General features: G+C 74.2%; 7 protein-coding genes. All 7 read left to right on the top strand.

Annotated features, from left to right (window positions below):
• Positions 1-86: 86 nt before the first annotated feature.
• The 7 genes from ABD371_RS19150 (at position 87) to ABD371_RS19120 (ending at position 22,700) form a co-directional block, all read left to right on the top strand.
• Positions 87-638: a sugar 3,4-ketoisomerase gene (locus ABD371_RS19150; RefSeq protein WP_344478571.1), complete on the top strand. Its 552-nt coding sequence runs from the start codon at positions 87-89 to the stop codon at positions 636-638.
• Positions 635-1,372, top strand: a complete 738-nt coding sequence (locus ABD371_RS19145) for a class I SAM-dependent methyltransferase (RefSeq protein WP_344478569.1) — start codon at positions 635-637, stop codon at positions 1,370-1,372. Before ABD371_RS19150 ends, ABD371_RS19145 begins: the two co-directional genes overlap by 4 nt.
• 192 nt (positions 1,373-1,564) lie before the next feature.
• Entirely contained in the window at positions 1,565-2,467 is a 903-nt protein-coding gene (locus ABD371_RS19140) for an ABC transporter ATP-binding protein (RefSeq protein ID WP_344478567.1), read from the top strand.
• On the top strand, positions 2,464-3,249 hold the full coding sequence (locus tag ABD371_RS19135) for an ABC transporter permease (protein ID WP_344478565.1): 786 nt from the start codon (positions 2,464-2,466) through the stop codon (positions 3,247-3,249). Before ABD371_RS19140 ends, ABD371_RS19135 begins: the two co-directional genes overlap by 4 nt.
• Positions 3,250-3,275: 26 nt before the next feature.
• On the top strand, positions 3,276-4,574 hold the full coding sequence (locus tag ABD371_RS19130) for a sensor histidine kinase (protein WP_344478563.1): 1,299 nt from the start codon (positions 3,276-3,278) through the stop codon (positions 4,572-4,574).
• A complete protein-coding gene (locus tag ABD371_RS19125) occupies positions 4,564-5,217 on the top strand; it encodes a response regulator (protein WP_344478562.1) in 654 nt (217 codons plus the stop codon). Before ABD371_RS19130 ends, ABD371_RS19125 begins: the two co-directional genes overlap by 11 nt.
• Before the next feature lie 284 nt (positions 5,218-5,501).
• Entirely contained in the window at positions 5,502-22,700 is a 17,199-nt protein-coding gene (locus tag ABD371_RS19120; protein ID WP_344478560.1) for a type I polyketide synthase, read from the top strand.
• The last annotated feature ends 6 nt before the right edge of the window (positions 22,701-22,706 follow it).

Raw genomic sequence — 22,706 nt, 5'->3', positions numbered from 1 at the left:
CCCGGCCTCGCCCCACGCCGGCGTCCGGGCCCGCGGTCTGCCCGCGCGCCCGCACGGCTCACATCCCACACCCGAGGAAGGCCCCCATGGCTCCTGAGCAGACCCCCGAGGCCCCCCTTGCGGCGGTACGCGGCTGCCGTCTCGTCACACTCCCGGACAACACCGACCCGCGCGGCTCGCTCACCGTGATCGAGCGGGGGCAGCAGGTCGACTTCCCGATCGAGCGGGTCTTCTTCGTGCACGGCGTGCCCCGGCAGGCGGTCAGGGGACTGCACATGCACCGGGAACTGCACGAGTTCATCCTGGCCACCACCGGGTCCTTCGAGGTGGTCGTGGACGACGGCTTCTCCCGCGCCCGGGTGCACCTGGACCGTCCGGACCGGGCGCTCCACGTGGAGCCCGGCGTGTGGACCGAGTTCGCCGACTTCTCGCCCGACGCGATCTGCCTGGTGCTCGCCTCGGCCCCGTACGAACTGGACGACTACCTCTACGACTACGGCGAGTTCGTGCGGACCGCACGCCTTCCCGGTGCCGGATCCGCTGACGGCCGCGCGGGGACGGCCGGGCGGGGCGGCGGGCGGGGCGGCGGGCGAGTGGAAAACCAGACGACCGAACGACCCCAAGGAGCAGACGCGTGACGACTGACCGGAACGAGAGCATCTACGACCGCGGCGAGATGTACGAGGCCTTCTACCGGGGCCGGGGCAAGGACTACACGGGGGAGGCCGCCCTGGTGACCTCCCTGATCCGGGACCGGCTGCCGGAGGCTGACTCGCTGCTGGACGTCGCCTGCGGCTCCGGCGACCATCTCTCGCGCTTCGCCGAATCCTTCGGGCGCGTCGAGGGCCTCGATCTCTCCGAGGACATGGTGCAGCTGGCCCGGAAGAACACCGGGGTCCCCATCCACCGGGGCGACATGCGCGACTTCGCCCTCGACCGCACCTTCGGCGCGGTGGTGAGCCTGTTCAGCGGAGTGGCGTACTGCGCCGACGTCGATGAACTCACCGCGACACTGTGCAGTTTCGCCCGTCACCTCTCGCCGGGCGGTGTCATCGTCATCGAACCCTTCTGGCTTCCCGAGGACTTCCTGGAGGGCTATGTGGGCACCGACACGGTCGAGTCGGGCGGGCGTACCTACGTCCGCGTCTCCCACTCCGTCCGGGACGGCGGGGTCAGCCACATGGAGGTGCACTATCTGGTGGCTTCGGCGGAGAGCGGTGTCACGCACTTCTCCGACGTGCACCGCACCACGCTGTTCACCCGCGAGGAGTACGAGAGCGCCTTCGTCCGGGCGGGCTGTGAGGTCGAGTACGTGAAGGACCCGCTCGCGCCGCGTGGCCTGTTCGTCGGGACCGCCGCCCCCGCGGCCTGACCGGCAGCCTGCCAGGGGTCGGGGTGGAGGCGTCGGCGGGCGCGCAAGCCCGCCGAGGAAACCTCAGGGAGATATCAGGGTTTTAGGGGGGTCGTGCGCTAGGGGGGTTTAAGGGGGTCAACCGATCGGTTGATTCCCCTGAAAGCCCGATGGGCGATGTGGCGGTCCGACCCCGCCCGGCACTCTGGAAGCATGACTCTCATTGAAGTGAGCGACCTGCGCAAGAGCTACGGCGGACGCCCCGTCGTGGACGGCGTCTCCCTCGCGGTGGAGGAGGGCGAGATCTTCGGGGTCCTCGGCCCCAACGGCGCCGGCAAGACCACCACCGTCGAGACCATCCTCGGACTGCGCGTTCCGGACAGCGGCACGATTCGCGTGTGCGGGCTGGACCCGGTCGCCGACCGTGCGAAGACGACACTCATCGTGGGCGCTCAGCTCCAGGAGAGCGAGCTGCAGGGCAAGCTCACCGTCGCCGAGTCGCTCCAGCTGTACGCCGGCTGCTACCCCCGCCCCGCCGACTGGCGCACCCTGGCCGCGCGTCTCGGCCTGGAGTCCAAGCTCCGCACCCGTTTCGCGCATCTGTCCGGCGGCCAGAAGCAGCGGCTGGCCATCGCGCTCGCCCTGGTCGGCAACCCCCGGGTCGTCGTCCTGGACGAGCTGACGACCGGTCTGGACCCGGCGGCGCGGCGCGAGGTGTGGTCGCTGATCGAGGACGTCCGGGCGAGCGGCGTCACCATCCTCCTCGTCACGCACTTCATGGAGGAGGCGCAGCGGCTGTGCGACCGGGTCGCGATCTTCGACCGGGGCCGGGTCGCCGCACTGGACACCCCCTCCGGTCTGGTGGCGCAGTCCGCGAGCGGCACCGTCATCTCCTTCACCCCCTCCCGCCCGCTGGAGGAAGACGTCCTCGCCGCCCTGCCGGGCCTCGCCTCCGTCACACACCGTGAGGGGCGAGTCACCCTCGCCGGTACCGACGAGACCGTCAACGCGGTCATCACCCTGCTCGCCCGCAACCGGGTGAGCGCCCACCAGCTGCGCGTCACCGACTCCACCCTCGATGACGCGTTCCTCAACCTGACGGGAGCCGACGTATGAGCGCCGCCACCGCACCCCCGGTACCTTCCACCACCGCCGCGCCCCGTCCCGGGCGGGCCGTGCTCCGCGCCGAACTGCTCCTGTTCTTCCGCGAGCCCGGCTCGGTGTTCTGGGTCATGGCCTTCCCCACGCTGCTGTTGCTGGTCCTCGGCTTCATCCCGTCCATGACGGAGCCCATGGACGAGCTCGGCGGCCTGGCCACCGTCGAGGCCTACGTGCCCGTCGCCGTGCTCCTTTCGATGATCATGGCTGGTCTGATGGCCATGCCTCCGGTGATCACCGGCTACCGCGAGCGCGGCATCCTGCGCCGGATGTCCACCACCCCCGTGCGCCCCACCGCCGTTCTCGGCGCCCAGGTGGGACTGCACGCCGTCGCCTCGCTGATCTCCGCCGTGCTCACCCTCGCGGTGGGGCGCATCTTCTCCGACGTCGCCCTGCCGGGCCAGGCCCTGGGTTACGCGCTGACCCTGCTGCTGGCGGTCGTGTGCCTGCTGGCGCTCGGCGCGCTGATCTCCGCGCTGGCCCCCACCGCGAAGATCGCCCAGGCGGTCAGCCTGTCGGTGTTCTTCCCCGCGATGCTCGCGACCGGCGTCTACATGCCCATCCAGCAGATGCCCGACCTGATGGCCAACATCATGGAGGCGCTGCCCTTCGGCGCGGCCGCCCAGGCCCTGAACCAGGCCACCGCCGGCGACTGGCCGGACTGGATCCACCTCGGCGTACTGGCGCTGTGGACGCTGGTGCTGTCCGCGTCCGCCACGCGCTGGTTCCGCTGGGAGTGACGGACGTGTCACACGCGCCGGGTGCCATGGCCGACACTGGGGGCGTGGCACCCGACGCGTTCCCCCCGGTCATCGAGGAACAGGCCGCGCCCCACGCGCAGTCGCGGCTCCTCCTGCGGTTCAGTCCTCCCGTCCTCCTCGGCGTCGGCCTGGTGCTCGCCGCGGCGACCTCGTCCCTGGTCGGCATGGACGGCGCGGAGTGGGCGGCGGCGGGGATGCTCGCCGCCGCGGCGCTCGTCCTGCAACTGTGGTGGGACCGGGCGGCGCGCAGTCGGCCCGGCCCCGGCGCGGCCGGGGCCGCGTACTACGCGCTGCGCTCGGCCCTGGCGTTCGGCCTGGCCTGGATCAACCCCTTCTGCGCCTTCTACGCCGCGGCCGGATGCTTCGACACCGAGCGTCTGGTGCCCCGCCGCTGGGTTCCCCTCGGCCTGCTCGCCACCGCCGCGACGATCGCCGGCGCGCAGATCGGGGGCCTGCCCCCCGACGACACGGCGAGCTGGGTGTTCTACGGCCTGCTGGTCGCCGTCAACATGGGCATCTTCCTGACCGTCCAGCAGGACACGGAGAAGGAGGAGGACCGCGCCCGTCAGCGCGTGGAGACCATCCGCGAGCTGGAGCACACCAACCTCGCGCTGGAGCGGGCCCTGGTGGAGAACGCCGCCCTGCACGACCAACTCCTGCTCCAGGCCAGGGAGGCCGGGATCGCCGACGAGCGCCGCCGGCTGGCGGCGGAGATCCACGACACCGTCGCCCAGGACCTCACCGGTGTCATCGCCCAGCTCCAGGTCGTCACCGACACCCAGGAACAGGGCGCGGCCCGCGTCCACGCCGAACGGGCCCTGCAACTGGCCCGCCACAGCCTCGGCGAGGCGCGCCGGGCCGTCGCCAACCTCGCGCCCGTCGCGCTGACCGAGGACGACCTGCCCGAGGCGCTGAAGAAGACCGTCGTCCGCTGGTCCGAACGCACCGGTGTGCACGCCGATTTCACCGTCACCGGCTCCGACCAGCCGCTGCACGACGAGGTGGAGGGGACGCTGCTGCGCATCGCGGCGGAGGCACTGTCCAACACGGCACGCCACGCGAACGCCACCCGGGTCGGCGTGACCCTGTCCTACATGGGCGAGGAGGTCGTGCTCGACGTGCGCGACGACGGCCAGGGATTCGACCCGTGCACCCTCCCCGAGCGCGACACCGCGTCCGGCTTCGGCCTGAAGGGCATGTGCGCCCGCGCGGAGCGGCTGGCGGGGGAGCTGACCGTGGAGTCCGAACCCGGCCTGGGCACCGCCGTGTCCGCACGGGTACCGTCGGTGCCCTATGAACGCTGAGAACAACGGGACGATCACCCTGCTGATCGTCGACGACCACCCGGTGGTGCGCGACGGCCTGCGCGGCATACTGGAGCCCGCGGACGGCTTCACCGTGCTCGGAGAGGCGTCCGGCGGCACGGAGGCGGTGGAGATGACACTGCGCGTGGACCCGGACGTCGTCCTGATGGACCTGCGCATGCCGGGCGGCAGCGGCGTGGAGGCCATCGCCGAACTGACCCGGCGTGGCGCACGGGCCCGCGTCCTCGTGCTCACCACCTTCGACACCGACTCCGACACCCTTCCCGCGATCGAGGCCGGGGCGACGGGGTACCTGCTGAAGGACGCGCTGCGCGACGAGCTGTTCGCGGCCATCCGCGCGGCGGCGGAGGGCCGCACCGTGCTGTCCCCGGCGGTCGCCTCACGCCTCGTCACGGCGGTGCGCGGCCCCGCCGCGCCGCCTGTCGACGACACGCTCTCCGCGCGGGAGGTGCAGGTGCTGGAGCAGGTGGCGCGCGGCGCTTCGAACCGGGAGATCGCCCGCGGGCTGTTCATCAGCGAGGCGACGGTCAAGACGCATCTGACCCACATCTACGGAAAATTGGATGTGCGGGACCGGGCCGCGGCGGTGGCGGTCGCGTACCAGCGGGGCATCCTCGGCTGACCGCCGACCCCGCGCCGACCCCGCCCGCCCCCGGAGAGAGACGCCAGGAACACCGGCCGCCCGGTACCCCCCTGGGCCGGAGCGCGGAGCCGCCCCCCTAATCCCCTGGCCAGGGGCGGCGGCGCGAAGGCTAGGGGTTGGCCGCCCGTCGAGCCCCTGGCTAGCGTCGGAGTGCTTCAGTCGAAGAAGAACGGCCGGAACACGGTGGGCGCGACCGCCCGTCCTGACAGCCGGCCGGATTCCGATCCGGCGATTCCGCGCCGTCAAGTGATTTCGGGGCATTCATGTCGGATACGCACACCGGTGGTTCCGAGGCATTCGCGATCATCGGGTACGCGTGCAGGCTGCCCGGCGCACCCCGACCGGCACGGCTGTGGGACCTGCTCGCCACGGGTACCGACGCGATCACCGAGACCCCCTCCGACCGCGTGCGTGTCCCCGGAGCCACCCGCGGCGGATTCATCGAACAGGCCGCCGACTTCGACGCCGGCTTCTTCGGCATCTCCCCGCGCGAGGCCGCCGCCACCGACCCACAGCAGCGCCTCGCCCTCGAACTCGCCTGGGAGGCGCTGGAGGACGCCCGCCACGTCCCCGCCGGCCTGAGCGGCAGTCGCACCGGTGTCTTCCTCGGCGCGATCTGGGACGACTACGCCGCCCTCCTGCACCGCGAGGGCGCCACGGGCATCGACCGGCACTCCATGCCGGGACTCCAGCGCGGCCTCATCGCCAACCGCCTGTCCTACACCCTCGGACTGCGCGGCCCCAGCCTCACCGTGGACGCGGGCCAGTCCTCCTCCCTGGTCTCCGTCCACCTCGCGTGCGAGAGCCTGGCGCGCGGCGAGTCGGAGCTGGCGCTCGCCGGCGGCGTCAACCTCATCCTGGCCCCCGACAGCACCGTCTCCGCGCTGCGCTTCGGCGGACTCTCCCCGGACGGCCGCTGCTTCACCTTCGACGAACGCGCCAACGGGTTCGTACGTGGCGAGGGCGGTGGTGTCGTCGTCCTCAAGCCACTGGACCGGGCCCTCGCCGATGGCGACCGGATCCACGCGGTCATCCGCGGCAGCGCCGTCAACAACGACGGCGGCGGCCCCAGCCTCACCACGCCCAGCGCCGCCGCCCAGGAGGCCGTCCTCCGCGCCGCGTACGCCCGCGCCGGGGTCGCCCCCGACGCGGTCGGCTACGTCGAACTGCACGGCACCGGCACCCCGGTCGGCGACCCCGTCGAGGCCGCGGCCCTCGGGGCCGTCCTCGGCGCCGCACGCACCACGCCCCTGCCGGTCGGCTCGGTGAAGACCAACATCGGGCACCTCGAAGGAGCCGCCGGCATCGCGGGCCTGCTGAAGGCCACGCTCGCCGTCGAGCGGAACACCGTGCCGCCCAGTCTCCACTTCCGTTCCGCGCCCGCCGGTATCCCGCTGGAACGGCTGAACCTGCGGGTGGCGACCGAGACGACCCCGCTCGGCGGCGAGGGATTCGTCGGAGTCAGCTCGTTCGGCATGGGCGGGACCAACTGCCACCTGGTACTGGGCCCCGCACCCCACCCGGCGGACCGCCCGGCCACCGAGCCCCCGGCCGCCGCCGGCGCCGCCCTCCCCGTGCCCGTGCTGATCTCCGGCCACACCGCGCAGGCGCTGCGCGCCCAGGCCACCCGGCTGAAGGGCGCGGTTGAGGACGCCGACCTGACCGTGGCGGACGTGGCGCACTCGCTGGCCACCACCCGCACCCGCTTCGCCCGGCGCGCCGTACTCCTCGCCGAGGACCGGGAACAGCTGCTCGCACAGCTCGGCGCGGTGGCCGCCGGACTGCCGGCGGCGGGCATCAGCGAGGGCACCGCGCGCACCGGACGACTGGCCATGATCTTCTCCGGGCAGGGCTCCCAGTGGCCCGCCATGGCCGCCGAACTCCTCGACACCGACGAGGCGTTCACCCGTACGATTCACGCCTGCGCGGAAGCGCTCGCCCCGCACACCGACTTCTCGCTGACGGACGTCCTGCGCGGAGCCGAGGGCGCGCCCACCCTGGAGCGGGTCGACGTGGTGCAGCCCGCGCTCTTCGCCGTGATGGTGGCGCTGGCCGAGACCTGGCGGTCGCTGGGAGTCGTGCCCGACGCCGTCGCCGGACACTCCCAGGGCGAGATCGCCGCGGCCTGCGTGGCGGGAGCCCTGTCCCTGGAGGACGCGGCCAAGGTGGTCGCACTCCGCAGCCGCGCCCTCGGCGCGCTCGCCGGGCAGGGCGGAATGCTGTCCGTGCAGGCCGGAGCGGCCCAGGTCCGCCCGTGGCTCGACGGTACGCCCGCACTCTCGGTCGCCGCCGACAACGGGCCCGCCGCGGTCGTGGTCTCGGGACCGGACGACGCCCTCGACGACTTCGCGGCACAGTGCGCCTCGTACGGCGTCGAGACCAAGCGGATCCCGGTGGACTACGCCTCGCACTCGGCGCACGTCGAACTCATCCACGACGAGCTGCTGACCCTGCTCGCGGACATCGAACCCCGAACGTCCGAGGTGCCATTCCTCTCCACCGTCACCGGAGAGTGGACGGACACCGCCGGTCTGGACGCCGCCTACTGGTACCGGAACCTGCGGTCCACCGTCGAATTCTCCACCGCCGTCCGGCGGCTGGCCGACGAGGACTTCCGCTTCATCGTCGAAGCCACCCCGCACCCGGTGCTGGTGGCCGCCGTACGCGACACCCTGGCCGAGTCGGACGCGCCCGAAACCGCGGTGGTCGGCTCGCTGCGGCGCGGCGAAGGAGGCCGCGCACGGCTCCTCACCTCCGCCGCCGAACTCCTCGCCCACGGCCGGGACGTCCGTCTGCCCGCCCCACCGGGCGCGGTCGTCGACCTGCCCACGTACGCCTTCCAGCGAGAGCGCCACTGGAGGCCCGGCACGGCCGCCGCACGGTGGGACGGCTCCGGAGAGCCCGCCCCGGGCACCGCCACCCCCGACACCGGCACCGGCACCGATCCTGATGCCGTCGCCGCTCCGGACGACTCCCTGCGCGAGCGGCTGCGCGCCCTCTCACCGCAGTCCGCCCGAGGCACGGTGCGCGAGCTGGTCCTGTCCCACACCGCTGTGACCGGCGGCTTCGCCACCGCCGGGCACGTGGACCAGGAACAGACCTTCAAGGCCCTCGGGATCGCCTCCCTGACCCTGGTCGAGCTGCGGGACCGCCTCGCCGCCGCCACCGGACTCACCCTGCCGCCCACCTTCCTCTTCGACCACCCCACCCCGGCCGCGGCCGCCCGCAGCCTGTGCGACGTGCTGCGCGGCGAGCACGCCGCCGACCCCTCCCGCGCCACGCCCTCCCCGGAGCCCGCCGACGCCGGCGACCCCGTCGCCATCGTCGCCATGGCCTGCCGCTTCCCCGGCGGCATCGACTCGCCCGCGGCACTGTGGGAAGCGCTGAGCGAGGGCCGCGAGGTGCTCACCGGCCTCCCCGAGGACCGGGGCTGGCAGCCGTCCCTGGCCGCACTGGACACCCCACTTCCCACGGCCGGCGGGTTCCTGGACGACATCGCGGGCTTCGACGCCGCGCTCTTCGGCATCTCACCCCGCGAGGCCGCCGCCATGGACCCGCAGCAGCGGCTGCTCCTGGAGGTCACCTGGGAGGCTCTGGAGCGGCTCGGCACCGAACCGGCCGACTTGCGCGGCAGCCGCACCGGCGTCTTCGTCGGTGCCACCGCGCAGGACTACGGCCCCCGGATGCACGAGCCCGCCGAGAGCTCCGAGGGCTATCTGCTGACCGGCACGACCGCGAGCGTCGCCTCCGGCCGGATCGCCTACGCCTTCGAGTTCGACGGCCCGGCGGTGACCGTGGACACGGCGTGCTCGTCGTCGCTGGTGGCGCTGCACCTCGCTGCGCAGTCGCTGCGCGCGGGAGAGTGCTCCACCGCCCTGGCGGGCGGCGTCACCCTGATGGCCACGCCCGGCGTCCTCGTCGAGTTCGCGCGACAGGGAGGCCTCTCCCCGGACGGCCGCTGCAAGGCGTTCGGAGCACGGGCCGACGGCACCGGGTGGTCGGAGGGCGTGGGCGTGCTGGTCCTGCGCCGCCTCTCCGACGCGCTGGCCGACGGGCAGCACGTCCTCGCCGTACTGCGGGGATCCGCCGTCAACTCCGACGGGGCCTCCAACGGGCTGACCGCCCCCAACGGCCTCGCACAGCAGCGGGTGATCCGGGCTGCGCTGGCGGCGGCCGGTCTGGAACCGCACGAGGTGGACGTGGTGGAGGCGCACGGCACCGGTACGAGGCTGGGTGACCCGATCGAGGCGCAGGCGCTGCTGGCCGCCTACGGTCAGGACCGGCCCGCCGACCGGCCGCTGTGGCTGGGGTCGCTGAAGTCCAACATCGGCCACACCCAGGCCGCCGCCGGTGTCGCGGGCGTCATCAAGACGGTCATGGCCCTGCGGCACGGAGTGCTGCCCCGCACCCTGCACGCCGACGAACCGACACCGCACGTGGACTGGTCGGCGGGCGACGTGAAGCTGCTCACCGAGAACGTGACCCTGCCCCCCGCCGACCGGCCGTACCGGGCGGGCGTGTCCTCGTTCGGCATCAGCGGCACCAACGCCCACGCGGTCATCGAGGCGGCACCCGAACCAGCCGTCCCGGACGAGGAAGGACCCCGGCCCGGCCTCGCGCTTCCCGTGCTCCTCTCCGGACACGGCGCTGCCGCCCTGCGCGACCAGGCGGCCCGGCTGCGAGCCTTCCTGGACGCCGAACCGTCCCTATCGCCGGCCGCGATCGCACGGTCGTCGGCGATCACCCGCTTCCCCCTGGACCACCGCGCGGCCGTCTTCGCCGCCGACCGCGAGGAACTGGCGTCCCGCCTGGACGCGGTCGCGGCGGGCCACGAAGCGGCGGGTGTGCCGCGCGGTGTCGTGGCTCCCGAGGGGACGGGGTTCCTGTTCTCGGGTCAGGGGTCGCAGCGGTTGGGGATGGGCCGGGAGTTGTACGGGGTGTTCCCGGTGTTCGCGGATGCGTTTGACGCGGTGTGTGCTCGGGTGGATCTCGGGCGTTCGCTGCGTGAGGTGGTGTTCGGTGAGGACGCGGGTTTGCTGGGGCGGACCGCGTATGCGCAGCCTGCTCTGTTCGCGTTGGAGGTGGCGCTGTTCCGGCTGGTGGAGTCCTGGGGTGTGACCCCCGACGTGCTGGTCGGGCATTCGATCGGTGAGCTGGCGGCGGCGCATTGTGCGGGGGTGTTGTCGCTGGAGGACGCCTGCGTTCTGGTCTCGGCGCGCGGTCGGTTGATGGATGCCCTGCCCGAGGGCGGGGCGATGCTGGCGGTGGAGGTGGCGGAGAAGGATCTGATACTGCCCGAGGGCGTGGACCTGGCGGCGGTGAATGGGCCTGCTTCGGTGACGGTGTCCGGTGCGGCGGAGGCGATCGCCGCGCTGGAGGAGCGGTTCCGGGCACAGGGCGTACGGGTGAAACGGCTGGCGGTCTCGCACGCGTTCCACTCGTCCCTGATGGAGCCGATGCTGCCCGAGTTCGCGGCGGTGGCGGAGTCGTTGACGTACCACGCCCCGCGAATCCCCGTCCGTACCACCGCCCCGGGTGACATCGCCACCCCCGCCTACTGGGTGGGGCAGATCCGCGAGCCGGTGCGTTTCGCCGACGCCCTCGTCTCACTCCCCGAGGTGCGCACCTTCCTGGAACTCGGCCCCGACGGCGTCCTGTCCGCCCTCGTCCCGGCACTCCTGGAGGAAGCTGTCGCCGTACCGCTGGTGCGTCGCGACCAGGACGACACCGGGCCCGCCCACGCCGCCGCGGTGCTGTGGACCCGTGGCGTGGCCCTGGACTGGACGGCCGTCGCCGGGGCGGCCGGCCCCCGCCCCGTCGCACTGCCCTCCTACGCCTTCCAGCACACCCGCTACTGGACCTCCCAGACCTCCTCCACGGCCGCACTGGCCGCCGCAGGCCTGGTCACGGCCGGCCATCCGCTGCTGGGTGCCGTCGTGCCCCTGGCGGGCGGCGGCGGTCCGGTCTGGACCGGCGCCGTCGGCCTTGCCACCCACCCCTGGCTGGCCGACCACGTCGTCCACGGCCGGATCGTGCTGCCCGGAACCGCCCTGGTCGATCTCGCCCTCCACGCGGGAGCCGACGCGGGGCTGCCAGGGCTCGCCGAGCTGACCCTGCGCGAGCCCCTGGTCCTGCCCGAGCACGGCGGCATCCAGCTCCAGATGACCGTGGACGATCAGGCAGTCGAGATCCACAGCCGCCCCGACGGCGACCCAGGAGCGCACTGGACCACCCACGCCGTCGGCGTCCTGGAGCCGGTCCGCCCACCCGAGGACCTCCCCGGGACAGACGGCACCTGGCACCCCACGGGTACGGCCACCCCACCCGGCTACGACGCACTCGCCGCCGCCGGACTCTCCTACGGCCCCGCCTTCCGGGGCCTGCGCACCGCCTGGCACGACGGGGACACCGTGTACGCGGAGGTCGAGCTGCCCGAAGGGCCGCAGGCCGTGCTGTACGACGCCGCACTGCACGGGCTCGGTGCCACCGGCCTCCTCCGCGAGGACGGCGCGACCCTGCTGCCGTTCGCCTGGTCCGGCGTCACCCGGCACGCCGTCGCCGCCACCGCGCTGCGCGTCACCATGACCCGGCGCGGTGCCGACGAGTACGCGGTCCGCCTCACCGACCCGACGGGCGCGCCCGTGCTGACGGTGCGGTCGCTCGCCTTCCGGCCCGTGACCGCCGACCGGCTGGGCGGCCCCTCCTCCGGGGTGCTCTACGGCGTCGACTGGATCCCCGCCGCAGACGAGGACAGAGAAGTGCCGTTCGCGGCCGTACCCGTGGGCACCACCGACCTGCTCGACACGGTCACCGCGGCGGGCCCCTTCCCCGGCCTGGCCACCCTGGCGGACGTACAGGCCGCACCCGGCACGATGCTCGCCTGCGTGGACGTCGGCCCGGAGCCCTCGACGGCCGGCGCGGACCTCGCCCGGCGCACGCACGACACCGTCACCGCCGTACTCGGCCTGGTACGTGCCTGGGTGGACGACGAGCGCTTCTCCGACAGCCGGCTGCTCGTCGTCACCCGGAACGCCGTCGCCACGGCCGACGGCGAAAGCGTCGACCCCGCCGCCGCCGCGGTCTGGGGCCTGCTGCGGTCCGCGCAGGCCGAACACCCGGGCCGGTTCGGCCTGGCGGACCTGGACGGCACCGCCGCGTCGGCCGCCGCCCTCGCCGCCGGCCTGCCCCTCGACACACCGCAGACCGCCCTCCGCGCCGGCACCCCGCTGACCCCGCGCGCGACCCGGCTGCGGCCCGGTGCCAACCCGCCGTGGGGCCCGCACGACACCGTCCTCATCACCGGCGGCACCGGGGCGCTCGGCACCCGCGTCGCCCGCCACCTGGTCTCCGCGCACAAGGTCGCGGGCCTGGTCCTGCTCAGCCGGCGCGGCCCCGAGGCACCGGGCGCCGCCGAGCTCGCCGCCGAACTCACCGCGCAGGGCACCACCGTGGCGGTCGTCGCCGGCGACGCCGCCGACCGGGACGACCTCGGCCAAGTGCTCGCCGACCACCCCATCACCTCCGTCGTCCACACCGCGGGCGTCCTCGACGACGGCCTGCTCACCTCGCTGACCGCAGAACGCGCCGCCGCGGTACTGCGCCCCAAGGCCGAGGCGGCAGCTCTCCTCGACGAGGCGACCCGCGATCTCGACCTCACCTCCTTCGTGCTGTTCTCGTCCGTCGCCGCCTCCTTCGGCACCGCCGGCCAGGCCTCCTACGCGGCGGCCAACGCCTTCCTCGACGGCCTCGCCGCCCGCCGCCGCGCCCAGAACCTGCCCGCCGTCTCGGTGGGCTGGGGGCTGTGGGGCGGAACCGAGGGCATGGCCGCCGGACTCGGCACGGCGGACCGCGCGCGCTTCGCCGCGCTGGGCGGCGCGCTCGACCCCGGCCGGGGCGTAGGACTGCTCGACGCGGCCGTGGCCGCCGGGCCCGCTCACGTACTGGCCATGGCCACCGAACCCGTACCCGGCGACGGACCCGTACCGCCGCCGCTGCGGCACCTGGCGCGCCCCGTGCTCCGCTCGGCCGCCGCCAAGTCGTCCGTGGACACCGACGGCCTCGCCGCACTGCCCGAGCCCGAGCGGACCCGCGCCGTGGAGGAGCTGGTACGGACGACCGTCGCGGCCGTGCTGGGACACCCCTCCGGTACGGGCGTGGACACCGGCCGGACCTTCAAGGACCTCGGGTTCGACTCCCTCACCGGCGTCGAACTGCGCAATCGGCTGGCCGCCGCCACCGGGCTCCGGCTGCCCGCCACCCTGGTCTTCTCCCACCCGAGCCCCGCCGAGCTGACCGCCCACCTCCGCGAAGAGCTGAGCGGCACGGCCGCCGTCGCAGCCGCACCGCGCTCACGGAACGCCGCAGCGGCGGACGAGCCGATCGCCATCGTCGCGATGAGCTGCCGCTACCCGGGCGGGGTGGACAGCCCCGAGGAACTCTGGCGGATGGTCCGGGAAGGCCGCGACGGCATCACCGGCTTCCCCACCGACCGCGGCTGGGACCTCGCGCGCCTCCACGACCCCGACCCGTCCAGCCCCGGCACCACCTACGCACGGCACGGCGGCTTCCTGCACGACGCCGCCGAGTTCGACGCCGAGCTGTTCGGCATCTCGCCGCGCGAGGCGCTGGCGATGGACCCGCAGCAGCGGCTTCTGCTGGAGCTGTCCTGGGAGACCTTCGAGCGGGCCGGCATCGACCCGGCCGCCCTGCGCGGCAGCGACACCGGTGTCTTCGCCGGCGTCATGTACCACGACTACGCGGCTGCCGCCGAGGCCCTTCCCGAGACCGAGGGCTACCGGGCCACCGGTGGCGCAGGCAGTGTGGTGTCCGGCCGGATCGCCTACACGTACGGGCTGGAGGGCCCGGCCGTCACGGTGGACACGGCGTGCTCGTCCTCCCTGGTCGCCCTGCACCTGGCCGCCCGTTCGCTGCGCGCGGGCGAGTGCTCGATGGCCGTCGTCGGGGGCGTCACCGTGATGTCCACACCCAGCGTGTTCGTGGACTTCAGCAGACAGCGGGGACTCGCGCCCGACGGCCGCTGCAAGTCGTTCTCGGCCGACGCGGACGGCACCGGCTGGTCGGAAGGCGCCGGTGTGCTCCTGGTGGAGCGGCTGTCCGACGCACGGCGCAACGGGCACCACGTCCTCGCGGTGGTGCGCGGCTCGGCCGTCAACCAGGACGGCGCGTCCAACGGCCTCACGGCACCGAACGGCCCTTCGCAGCAGCGGGTCATCCGCGCCGCTCTCGCCGACGCGGGCCTGGCACCCTCCGACGTGGACATGGTCGAGGCGCACGGCACGGGAACGAAGCTCGGCGACCCGGTCGAGGCGGAGGCGCTGCTCGCCACCTACGGGCAGGGCCGGGACGCGAACCAGCCGCTGTGGCTGGGGTCGCTGAAGTCCAACATCGGCCACACCCAGGCGGCGGCGGGCGTCGGCGGCATCATCAAGACGGTCATGGCGCTGCGGCACGGGGTGCTGCCCCGCACCCTGCACGCCGACGAACCCTCGTCGCACGTGGACTGGTCGGCGGGCGCGGTGGAACTGCTCACCGAGGAGCGGGAGTGGCCCTCGACCGGGCGACCCCGACGCGCGGCCGTCTCGTCGTTCGGGATCAGCGGCACCAACGCGCACACCATGATCGAACAGGCGCCGGACGAACCCGCCTCCCTCCCGGCCCCCCGAGTGCCGGACACGCTCCTGCCCTGGCCACTCACCGGTGCCTCGCCGGAGAGCCTCCGCGCCCAGGCGGCCCGGCTGCGCGCCACGGCCGCAGCCGGGGAGCCGACCGATGTCGGACTCTCCCTGGCGACCCGGCGCGCGGCGCTGGAGCACCGCGCGGTGGTACTGGGGACGGGGCGCGGGGAACTGCTGCGCGAACTCGACGCGCTGGCGGCAGGACGCGGCAACGCGCCGCGCGGTGTCGTGGCTCCCGGGGGGACGGGGTTCCTGTTCACCGGTCAGGGGTCGCAGCGGTTGGGGATGGGCCGGGAGTTGTACGGGGTGTTCCCGGTGTTCGCGGACGCGTTCGACGCGGTGTGTGCCCGGGTGGACCTCGGGCGTCCGCTGCGGGAGGTGGTGTTCGGCGAGGACGCGGGTTTGCTGGGGCGTACCGCGTATGCGCAGCCTGCTCTGTTCGCGTTGGAGGTGGCGCTGTTCCGGCTGGTGGAGTCCTGGGGTGTGACCCCGGACGTGCTGGTCGGGCATTCGATCGGCGAGCTGGCCGCCGCGCATGTGGCGGGGGTGTTGTCGCTGGAGGACGCCTGTGTACTGGTGTCGGCACGCGGTCGGTTGATGGACGCCCTGCCCGACGGTGGGGCGATGCTGGCCGTGGAGATGGCGGAGAAGGATCTGACACTGCCCGAGGGCGTGGACCTTGCCGCTGTGAATGGGCCCGCTTCGGTGACGGTGTCCGGTGGGGCGGAGGCGATCGCCGCCCTGGAGGAGCGGTTCCGGGCACAGGGCGTACGGGTGAAGCGGCTGGCCGTTTCGCACGCGTTCCACTCCCGTCTGATGGGGCCGATGCTGGCCGAGTTCGCTGTGGTGGCGGAGTCGTTGACGTACCACGCCCCGCGAATCCCCGTCCGCACGACCGCCCCGGGTGACATCGCCACCCCCGCCTACTGGGTGGGGCAGATTCGTGAGCCGGTGCGTTTCGCCGACGCCCTCGTCTCACTCCCCGAGGTGCGCACCTTCCTGGAACTCGGCCCCGACGGTGCCCTGTCCGCCCTGGTTCCGCACCTCATCGAGGACGTGACCGCCGTCCCCGCCCTCCGCTCCGGCCACGACGAGCACGCCACACTGCTGCGCGGCATCGCCGAGATGTACGTGCACGGCACGGACGTCGCCTGGGACCGGTACTTCGCGCCGCTCGGGGGTCATGCCGTCGAGTTGCCGACATACGCCTTCCAGCGCCGGCGCTACTGGCCCGACACCGTCGCCGACGACGGCATCACGGCCCCCCGCGAACGGGCCGAGGCCGGATTCTGGACGGCAGTCGCCGGGCGCGAGGTCGACCGGCTCGCCGACACCCTGGGGCTGCCCGACGACGAGACACGACGCGGGCTGGCCGACCTGATGCCGCACCTCGCGTCCTGGCACGACCGCCGACGCACCGAGGCGGCCGTCGGATCCTGGTACTACCGGGCGGTCTGGCGGCCCGTCGCTCCGGCACCCGCCGTACTCGAAGGCGTCTGGCTCGTCGTCGGCCCGGACGGCCCGGACAGTGCAGAGAATCCGGACGGCCTGGACACGCAGGTCGCCGACGCGCTGCGGCGCGGCGGTGCCACCGTCCTCGCCCTGCCGGACCCCGGCACCGACCGGACCGCCCTCGCCAACCAGCTGCGTTCCCGCGGCGAACTCGCGGGCGTCGTCTCGCTGCTGGGCACCGACACCGGCGTACCGCGCACGGGGACGGCTCTCGGCCGGGGGCTCGCCGCCACGCTCTCGCTCACTCAGGCCTGCGCCGACGCCGACGTCCCGCTGTGGGCCCTCACCCGGGGCGCGGTTTCGACCGGCCGCGCCGACGGTCCGCCCGACCCCGCCCAAGCCCAGATCTGGGGCTTCGGCCGGGGTGCCGCCCTCGAACTCCCGCATGTCTGGGGCGGGTTGATCGACCTTCCCGAGATCCTGGACGCCCGCGCCGCGAACCGGCTCTGCGCCGTACTCGCCGCCGGGGACGCACGCACGGGCCACGAGGAGGACCAGGTGGCGATCCGGGCCGAAGGCGTCTTCGCCCGCCGCCTCGTCGCCGCCGCACCGATTTCCCCGGCCACAGCCCCCGCGCCCCCCACCGGCGGCACCGTGCTGGTCACCGGCGGCACCGGCGCGCTCGGCGCCCAGGTGGCCCGCCTGCTCGCCGCGCGCGGCCACACCCGGCTGCTGCTCGTCAGCAGGCGCGGACCCGAGGCGTCCGGCGTCGCTGAGCTGGCCGCCGAACTGGCGGCGACGGGCACCACGGCGACCGCCGTGGCCTGCGACGTCGCCGACCGCGACGCGCTCGCCGCGCTGCTCGCCGGGATACCGGAGCAGCACCGGCTCACCGCCGTCGTCCACGCGGCCGGCGTGCTGGACGACGGGGTACTCGACAGCCTGACCCCCGATCGTTTCGAGCAGGTCCTCAGGGCCAAGACCCTGGCCGCCGAGAACCTCGACGCCCTCACGCGCGACCTCCCGCTCGACGCCTTCGTCCTCTTCTCGTCCTTCAGCGGTGCCGTCGGCACGGCGGGCCAGGCCAACTACGCCGCCGCCAACGCCTACCTCGACGCGCTCGCCGAGCGCCGCCGCGCCCAGGGACTGCCCGCCACCTCGATCGGCTGGGGACCGTGGGCCGAGACCGGGATGGCCGAGGACGAGGCCCTCACTCAGCGGCTGCGCCGTTCCGGACTGACCCCCCTGCCGCCGGACCTCGCCGTCACCGTCCTCGATCGGATGCTCGTCGGCGCGGGCGCGGGCGCGGGCGCGGACGGCGACGGGACGGCCGGTGCCGCCGCCGTCGTTGTCGCGGACGTCGACTGGACACGGTTCGCCGTCGGCTTCACCGCGGCACGGCCGAGTCCGCTGCTCCGCGAACTCCTCCCCACCGGCACACCGGACGGTGCCGACGAGTCCGGCGCTGCCACCGGCCTCGCGGCGCGCATCGCCGCCGCGGGCGAGGGCGAGCGACGCCGGATCTCCGAGGAACTGGTGCGGACCCTGGCGGCCTTCGTACTGGGCCACGGCACGGCGGCCACCGTCGCGCCCGACAAGGCGTTCCGCGACCTCGGCTTCGACTCACTCACCGCCATCGAGCTGCGCAACGCTCTGCGGGCCGCCACCGGACTCCCGCTCCCGGCAGGCCTGATCTTCGACCACCCCACACCGGCCGCCCTCGCCGCCCGGCTGCTCGCCGAACTGACCGGAGGCGCTGAAACCGCCGCCTCCGCCACGGCGCCCCCCGCTCTCCCCGCCGCTCCCGTGTCCGACGACCCCGTCGCCATTGTCGCGATGGGCTGCCGGTTCCCCGGCGCGGCCACCCCGGAGGAATTCTGGGAGCTGCTGTCCCAAGGCCTCGACCTGGTGGGCGACTTCCCCGCCGACCGGGGCTGGGACCTGCGTGACGCCCCCGACTTCGCACATCGCGGCGGCTTCCTGCCCGACGCGGCCGGCTTTGACGCGGAGCTGTTCGGCGTCTCCCCACGCGAGGCGCAGGCCATGGACCCGCAGCAGCGGCTGATGCTGGAGACCTCCTGGGAGACCTTCGAGCGGGCCGGCCTGGACCCCGCCTCCCTCAAGGGCAACCGGGTCGGCGTCTTCGTGGGCACGAACGGCCAGGACTACGCCGGGCTGTTCCCCGCCACCGGATCGGGGCTGGAGGGCCATGTGGCCACCGGCAGCGCGGCCAGCGTGCTGTCCGGCCGGATCTCCTACACGTACGGGCTGGAGGGCCCGGCCGTCACGGTGGACACCGCCTGCTCCTCGTCCCTGGTCGCCCTGCACCTGGCGGCGCAGTCACTGCGGTCGGGCGAGTGCTCGATGGCGCTCGCGGGCGGAGTGACGGTCATGGCCGCACCCACCGCGTTCCTCGAATTCGCCCACCAGCGCGGCCTGGCGGCCGACGGCCGCTGCAAGGCCTTCTCCGCCGACGCCGACGGCACCGGCTGGGGTGAGGGAGCCGGGCTGCTGCTGCTGGAGCGGCTCTCGGACGCCCGGACCCACGGCCGCCGGGTGCTCGGGGTGCTGCGGGGCAGCGCGGTCAACCAGGACGGTGCGTCCAACGGTCTGACCGCGCCGAACGGCCCCGCGCAGCAGCGGGTGATCCGCGCCGCGCTGGCCGCCGCCGGCCTGGAGGCCGACGAGGTCGACGCGGTCGAGGCGCACGGCACGGGGACGAAGCTCGGTGACCCGATCGAGGCGGAGGCGCTCCTCGCGACGTACGGCAAGGGCCGCGAGGAACCCCTCTACCTGGGATCGGTGAAGTCCAACATCGGGCACACGCAGGCGGCGGCGGGTGTCGCCGGCGTCATCAAGATGCTCCTGGCGATGCACCACGGTGAGCTGCCCCGCACCCTGCACGCCGACGAACCGTCACCGTCCGTCGACTGGGACACGGGCGGCCTGAGCCTCCTCACCGAGGCCACTCCGTGGACGCCACGCGCCGGCCGGCCGCGCCGGGCGGCCGTCTCCTCCTTCGGGATCAGCGGCACCAACGCCCATGTCGTCCTGGAGCAGGCCGAGGTCGCCCTGCCCCCGGCGCCTGCCCAGCACTCCGTACTGCCGTGGGCCTTCTCGGCCCACTCCGCCACGGCGCTCCACGCACGGGCGAAGGGGCTCATGACGCTCTGCGACGACCCCGGCGTCTCCGCCGTCGCGGCGGGCCGGGCACTTGCCACGACGAGCCTCGGACTGGCACACCGCGCCGTGGTGCTCGCCGAGAACACCACGGGATACTCCGACGGCCTGGCGGCGCTGACGACGGACGAGCCCTCCGCCAGGGCCGTCCGGGGAACGGCCCGTGAGGGATCCACCGCGCTGTTGTTCTCGGGTCAGGGGTCGCAGCGGTCGGGGATGGGCCGGGAGTTGTACGGGGTGTTCCCGGTGTTCGCGGACGCGTTTGACGCGGTGTGTGCTCGGGTGGATCTTGGGCGTCCGCTGCGTGAGGTGGTGTTCGGGGACGATCCGGTGCTGCTGGGGCGTACCGCGTATGCGCAGCCTGCTCTGTTCGCGTTGGAGGTGGCGCTGTTCCGGCTGGTGGAGTCGTGGGGTGTGACCCCGGATGTGCTGGTGGGGCACTCCATTGGTGAGCTGGCGGCTGCGCATTGTGCGGGGGTGTTGTCGCTGGAGGACGCCTGCGTTCTGGTCTCGGCCCGGGGCCGGTTGATGGAGGCGCTGCCCGAGGGTGGCGCGATGCTGGCCGTGGAGATGGCCGAGGGGGAGTTGCACCTGCCTGAGGGCGTGGACCTGGCGGCGGTGAATGGGCCTGCTTCGGTGACGGTGTCGGGTGTGGTGGAGGCGATCGCCGCCCTGGAGGAGAGGTTGCGCGGCGAGGGTGTGCGGGTGAAGCGGCTGGCGGTCTCGCACGCGTTCCACTCCCGTCTGATGGAGCCGATGCTGCCCGAGTTCGCGGCGGTGGCGGAGTCGTTGACGTACCACGCTCCGCGGATCCCCGTGCTGACGACCGCCCCGGGTGACATCGCCACCTCTGCCTACTGGGTGGGTCAGATACGCGAACCCGTCCGCTTCGCCGACGCGGTGCACCGTGCTCACGAGGCCGGTGCCGTCCGCTTCCTGGAACTCGGCCCCGACGGTGCCCTGTCCGCCCTCGTCCCCGGTGCCGTGCCCGCGTTGCGCCGCCGCCGTCCGGAGGCGGAGTCCCTGCTCGCGGCCGTCGCCCGGCTGTGGGTCGAGGGGACGGCGGTGGACTTGGCGGCGATGTTCCCCGAGACCCCGCCCGTCACCCTGCCGCCCTACCCCTTCCAGCACACCCGCTTCTGGCCCGAAGCCGTCCCGGCCCGGCACCGCACCGCCTCCGGAGAGGGGCGGTACGAGGTGCGCTGGGTGCCGGTGGCCGAAGGGGCTGCCCGCCCGGCCGGCCTGTGGCTCCTGGTCACGCCGCCCGGTGGGGACGACAGCGCCGACGCCGGTCCCGACGACGTCGCCCGCGCGCTGCACCACGCCGGCGCACGCACCCTCGTCATTCCCGGAGGCACCGACCGCGCCGCCCTCGCGGCCCGGCTCCGCGCCGCGACGGCGGAGGCCGCCCCGGCCGGTGTGCTGGCTCTGCCGCCCGCATCGGGCTCCGACGCCCTGCCCTCCGTGGTCGCCCTCACCCAGGCGCTCGACGACGCGGGTGTGACGGGCCCGCTGTGGTGTGCCACCCGGGGCGCGGTACGGGTCTCCACGGACGACCCGGGGCCCGACCCGGACCAGACGGCCGTCTGGGGTTTCGGCCGGGTCGCGGCCCTGGAGACGCCCCGAGGCTGGGGCGGCTTGGTGGATCTGCCCGCCGCATGGGACGACCGGGCCGGCGCACGGCTGGCCGCGCTCCTCACCGCCGACGGGCCCGAGGACCAGGTGGCGATCCGCCGGGCCGGTGTACTCGGCAGGCGACTCGTCCGGAGCACCCCCGGCGACGGGGACCGTACGGCCAACGCGTGGCGGCCGACCGGCACCGTGCTGATCACCGGCGGTACCGGCGCACTCGGCGCGCACACCGCCCGCCTGCTCGCACGGCGGGGCGCGCCGCACCTCGTGCTCGTCGGGCGCAGGGGCCCGGAGGCGCCCGGTGCCGACCTGCTCGCCGCCGAGCTGACCGCCCTCGGCAGCCGCGTCACCCTCGTCGCCTGCGATGTCACCGACCGCGCCGCGCTCGCCGGGGTACTCGCGGGCATCCCGGAGGAACTGCCGCTCACCGGCGTCGTGCACGCGGCGGGGACGGTGGACGACGGAGTGATCGGCTCGCTCACCCCCGACCGTGTCGCGGACGTGCTGCACGCGCGCCTGGCGGCTGTCCGCCACCTCGACGAACTGACCGCGGGCCACGAGCTCGACGCGTTCGTGCTGTACACCTCCTTCGCCGGGGTCGTCGGCAACCTCGGGCAGGCCGCCTACGCCGCGGGCAACGCCGCGCTGGACGCCTTCGCCGAGCGCCGCCGAGCGGCCGGGCGCACCGCCACGGCCCTCGCGTGGGGACCGTGGGCCGGAGCGGGTGTGGGCGGGGGCGCGGCAGCGGGCGAGCAGCAGCAGCGCACCGGTGTGACACCGCTGCCGCCGGAGGAGGCCCTCCTGTCGCTGGAGGCGGCCCTCGCCGAGCAGCGGACGACGCTCTGCGTGGCCGGCATCGACTGGAGCCGCTTCGGCCCCCTCATCGAAGCCGGGCGCGGCGGGAGGCTGCTCGACCTGCTGCCCGCCGCACCCAGGACCGCCCCGCCCGCCCCCGACCGGCAGGGGCCTGGCCTGGCCGAACGGCTGGCCGGGGTGCCGCAGGCGGAACAGGAGCGCATCCTGGTCGACCTGGTGGTCTCCCGGACCGCCGCCGTGCTCGGCCACAGCGCCTCGGCCGTCATCGACCCGGACCGGCAGTTCCGCGACCTGGGCACCGACTCCGTGATGGCCGTCGAGCTGCGCAACCTGCTCGACGCCGCCACCGGGCAGACCCTGCCCGCGACCCTGGTGTTCGACCACCCGACCCCCGCCGCCCTCGCCGCGCACCTGCGCGGGCTTCTCGTGAGCGGCCGGGGCCCGGCGGGCGGGGAGAGCGCGGTCGCCCGGCTGGAGAGGCTGGAGGCGGCGCTCACCGAGACCCCGCCCGACGGCGAGGAGACCGCGGTACTCCTCGCCCGCCTGCGCGACCTCGCCGACCGGCTCGACGCCGCGGCGACCGTGCCGCCGGCCCGCCCCGGGCCGGAGACCGCGGACATCGACTTGGAGTCGGCGAGCGCCGACGACCTCTTCGACCTCATTCACAACGAATTCGGCAAGTCCTGACGCCAT

Source organism: Streptomyces amakusaensis, assembly GCF_039532665.1.
Taxonomy (GTDB): domain Bacteria; phylum Actinomycetota; class Actinomycetes; order Streptomycetales; family Streptomycetaceae; genus Streptomyces; species Streptomyces amakusaensis.
The sequence above is the reverse complement of the archived record's forward strand: the minus strand, read 5'-3'. Positions and strand labels throughout refer to the sequence as shown.

Excerpts from the sequence above, each read along its gene's own strand:
- ABD371_RS19140 (WP_344478567.1), top strand. The coding sequence starts at position 1,565 with ATGACTCTCATTGAAGTGAGCGACCTGCGCAAGAGCTACGGCGGACGC.
- ABD371_RS19125 (WP_344478562.1), top strand. The coding sequence starts at position 4,564 with ATGAACGCTGAGAACAACGGGACGATCACCCTGCTGATCGTCGACGAC.
- ABD371_RS19130 (WP_344478563.1), top strand. The coding sequence starts at position 3,276 with ATGGCCGACACTGGGGGCGTGGCACCCGACGCGTTCCCCCCGGTCATC.
- ABD371_RS19135 (WP_344478565.1), top strand. The coding sequence starts at position 2,464 with ATGAGCGCCGCCACCGCACCCCCGGTACCTTCCACCACCGCCGCGCCC.
- ABD371_RS19120 (WP_344478560.1), top strand. The coding sequence starts at position 5,502 with ATGTCGGATACGCACACCGGTGGTTCCGAGGCATTCGCGATCATCGGG.
- ABD371_RS19150 (WP_344478571.1), top strand. The coding sequence starts at position 87 with ATGGCTCCTGAGCAGACCCCCGAGGCCCCCCTTGCGGCGGTACGCGGC.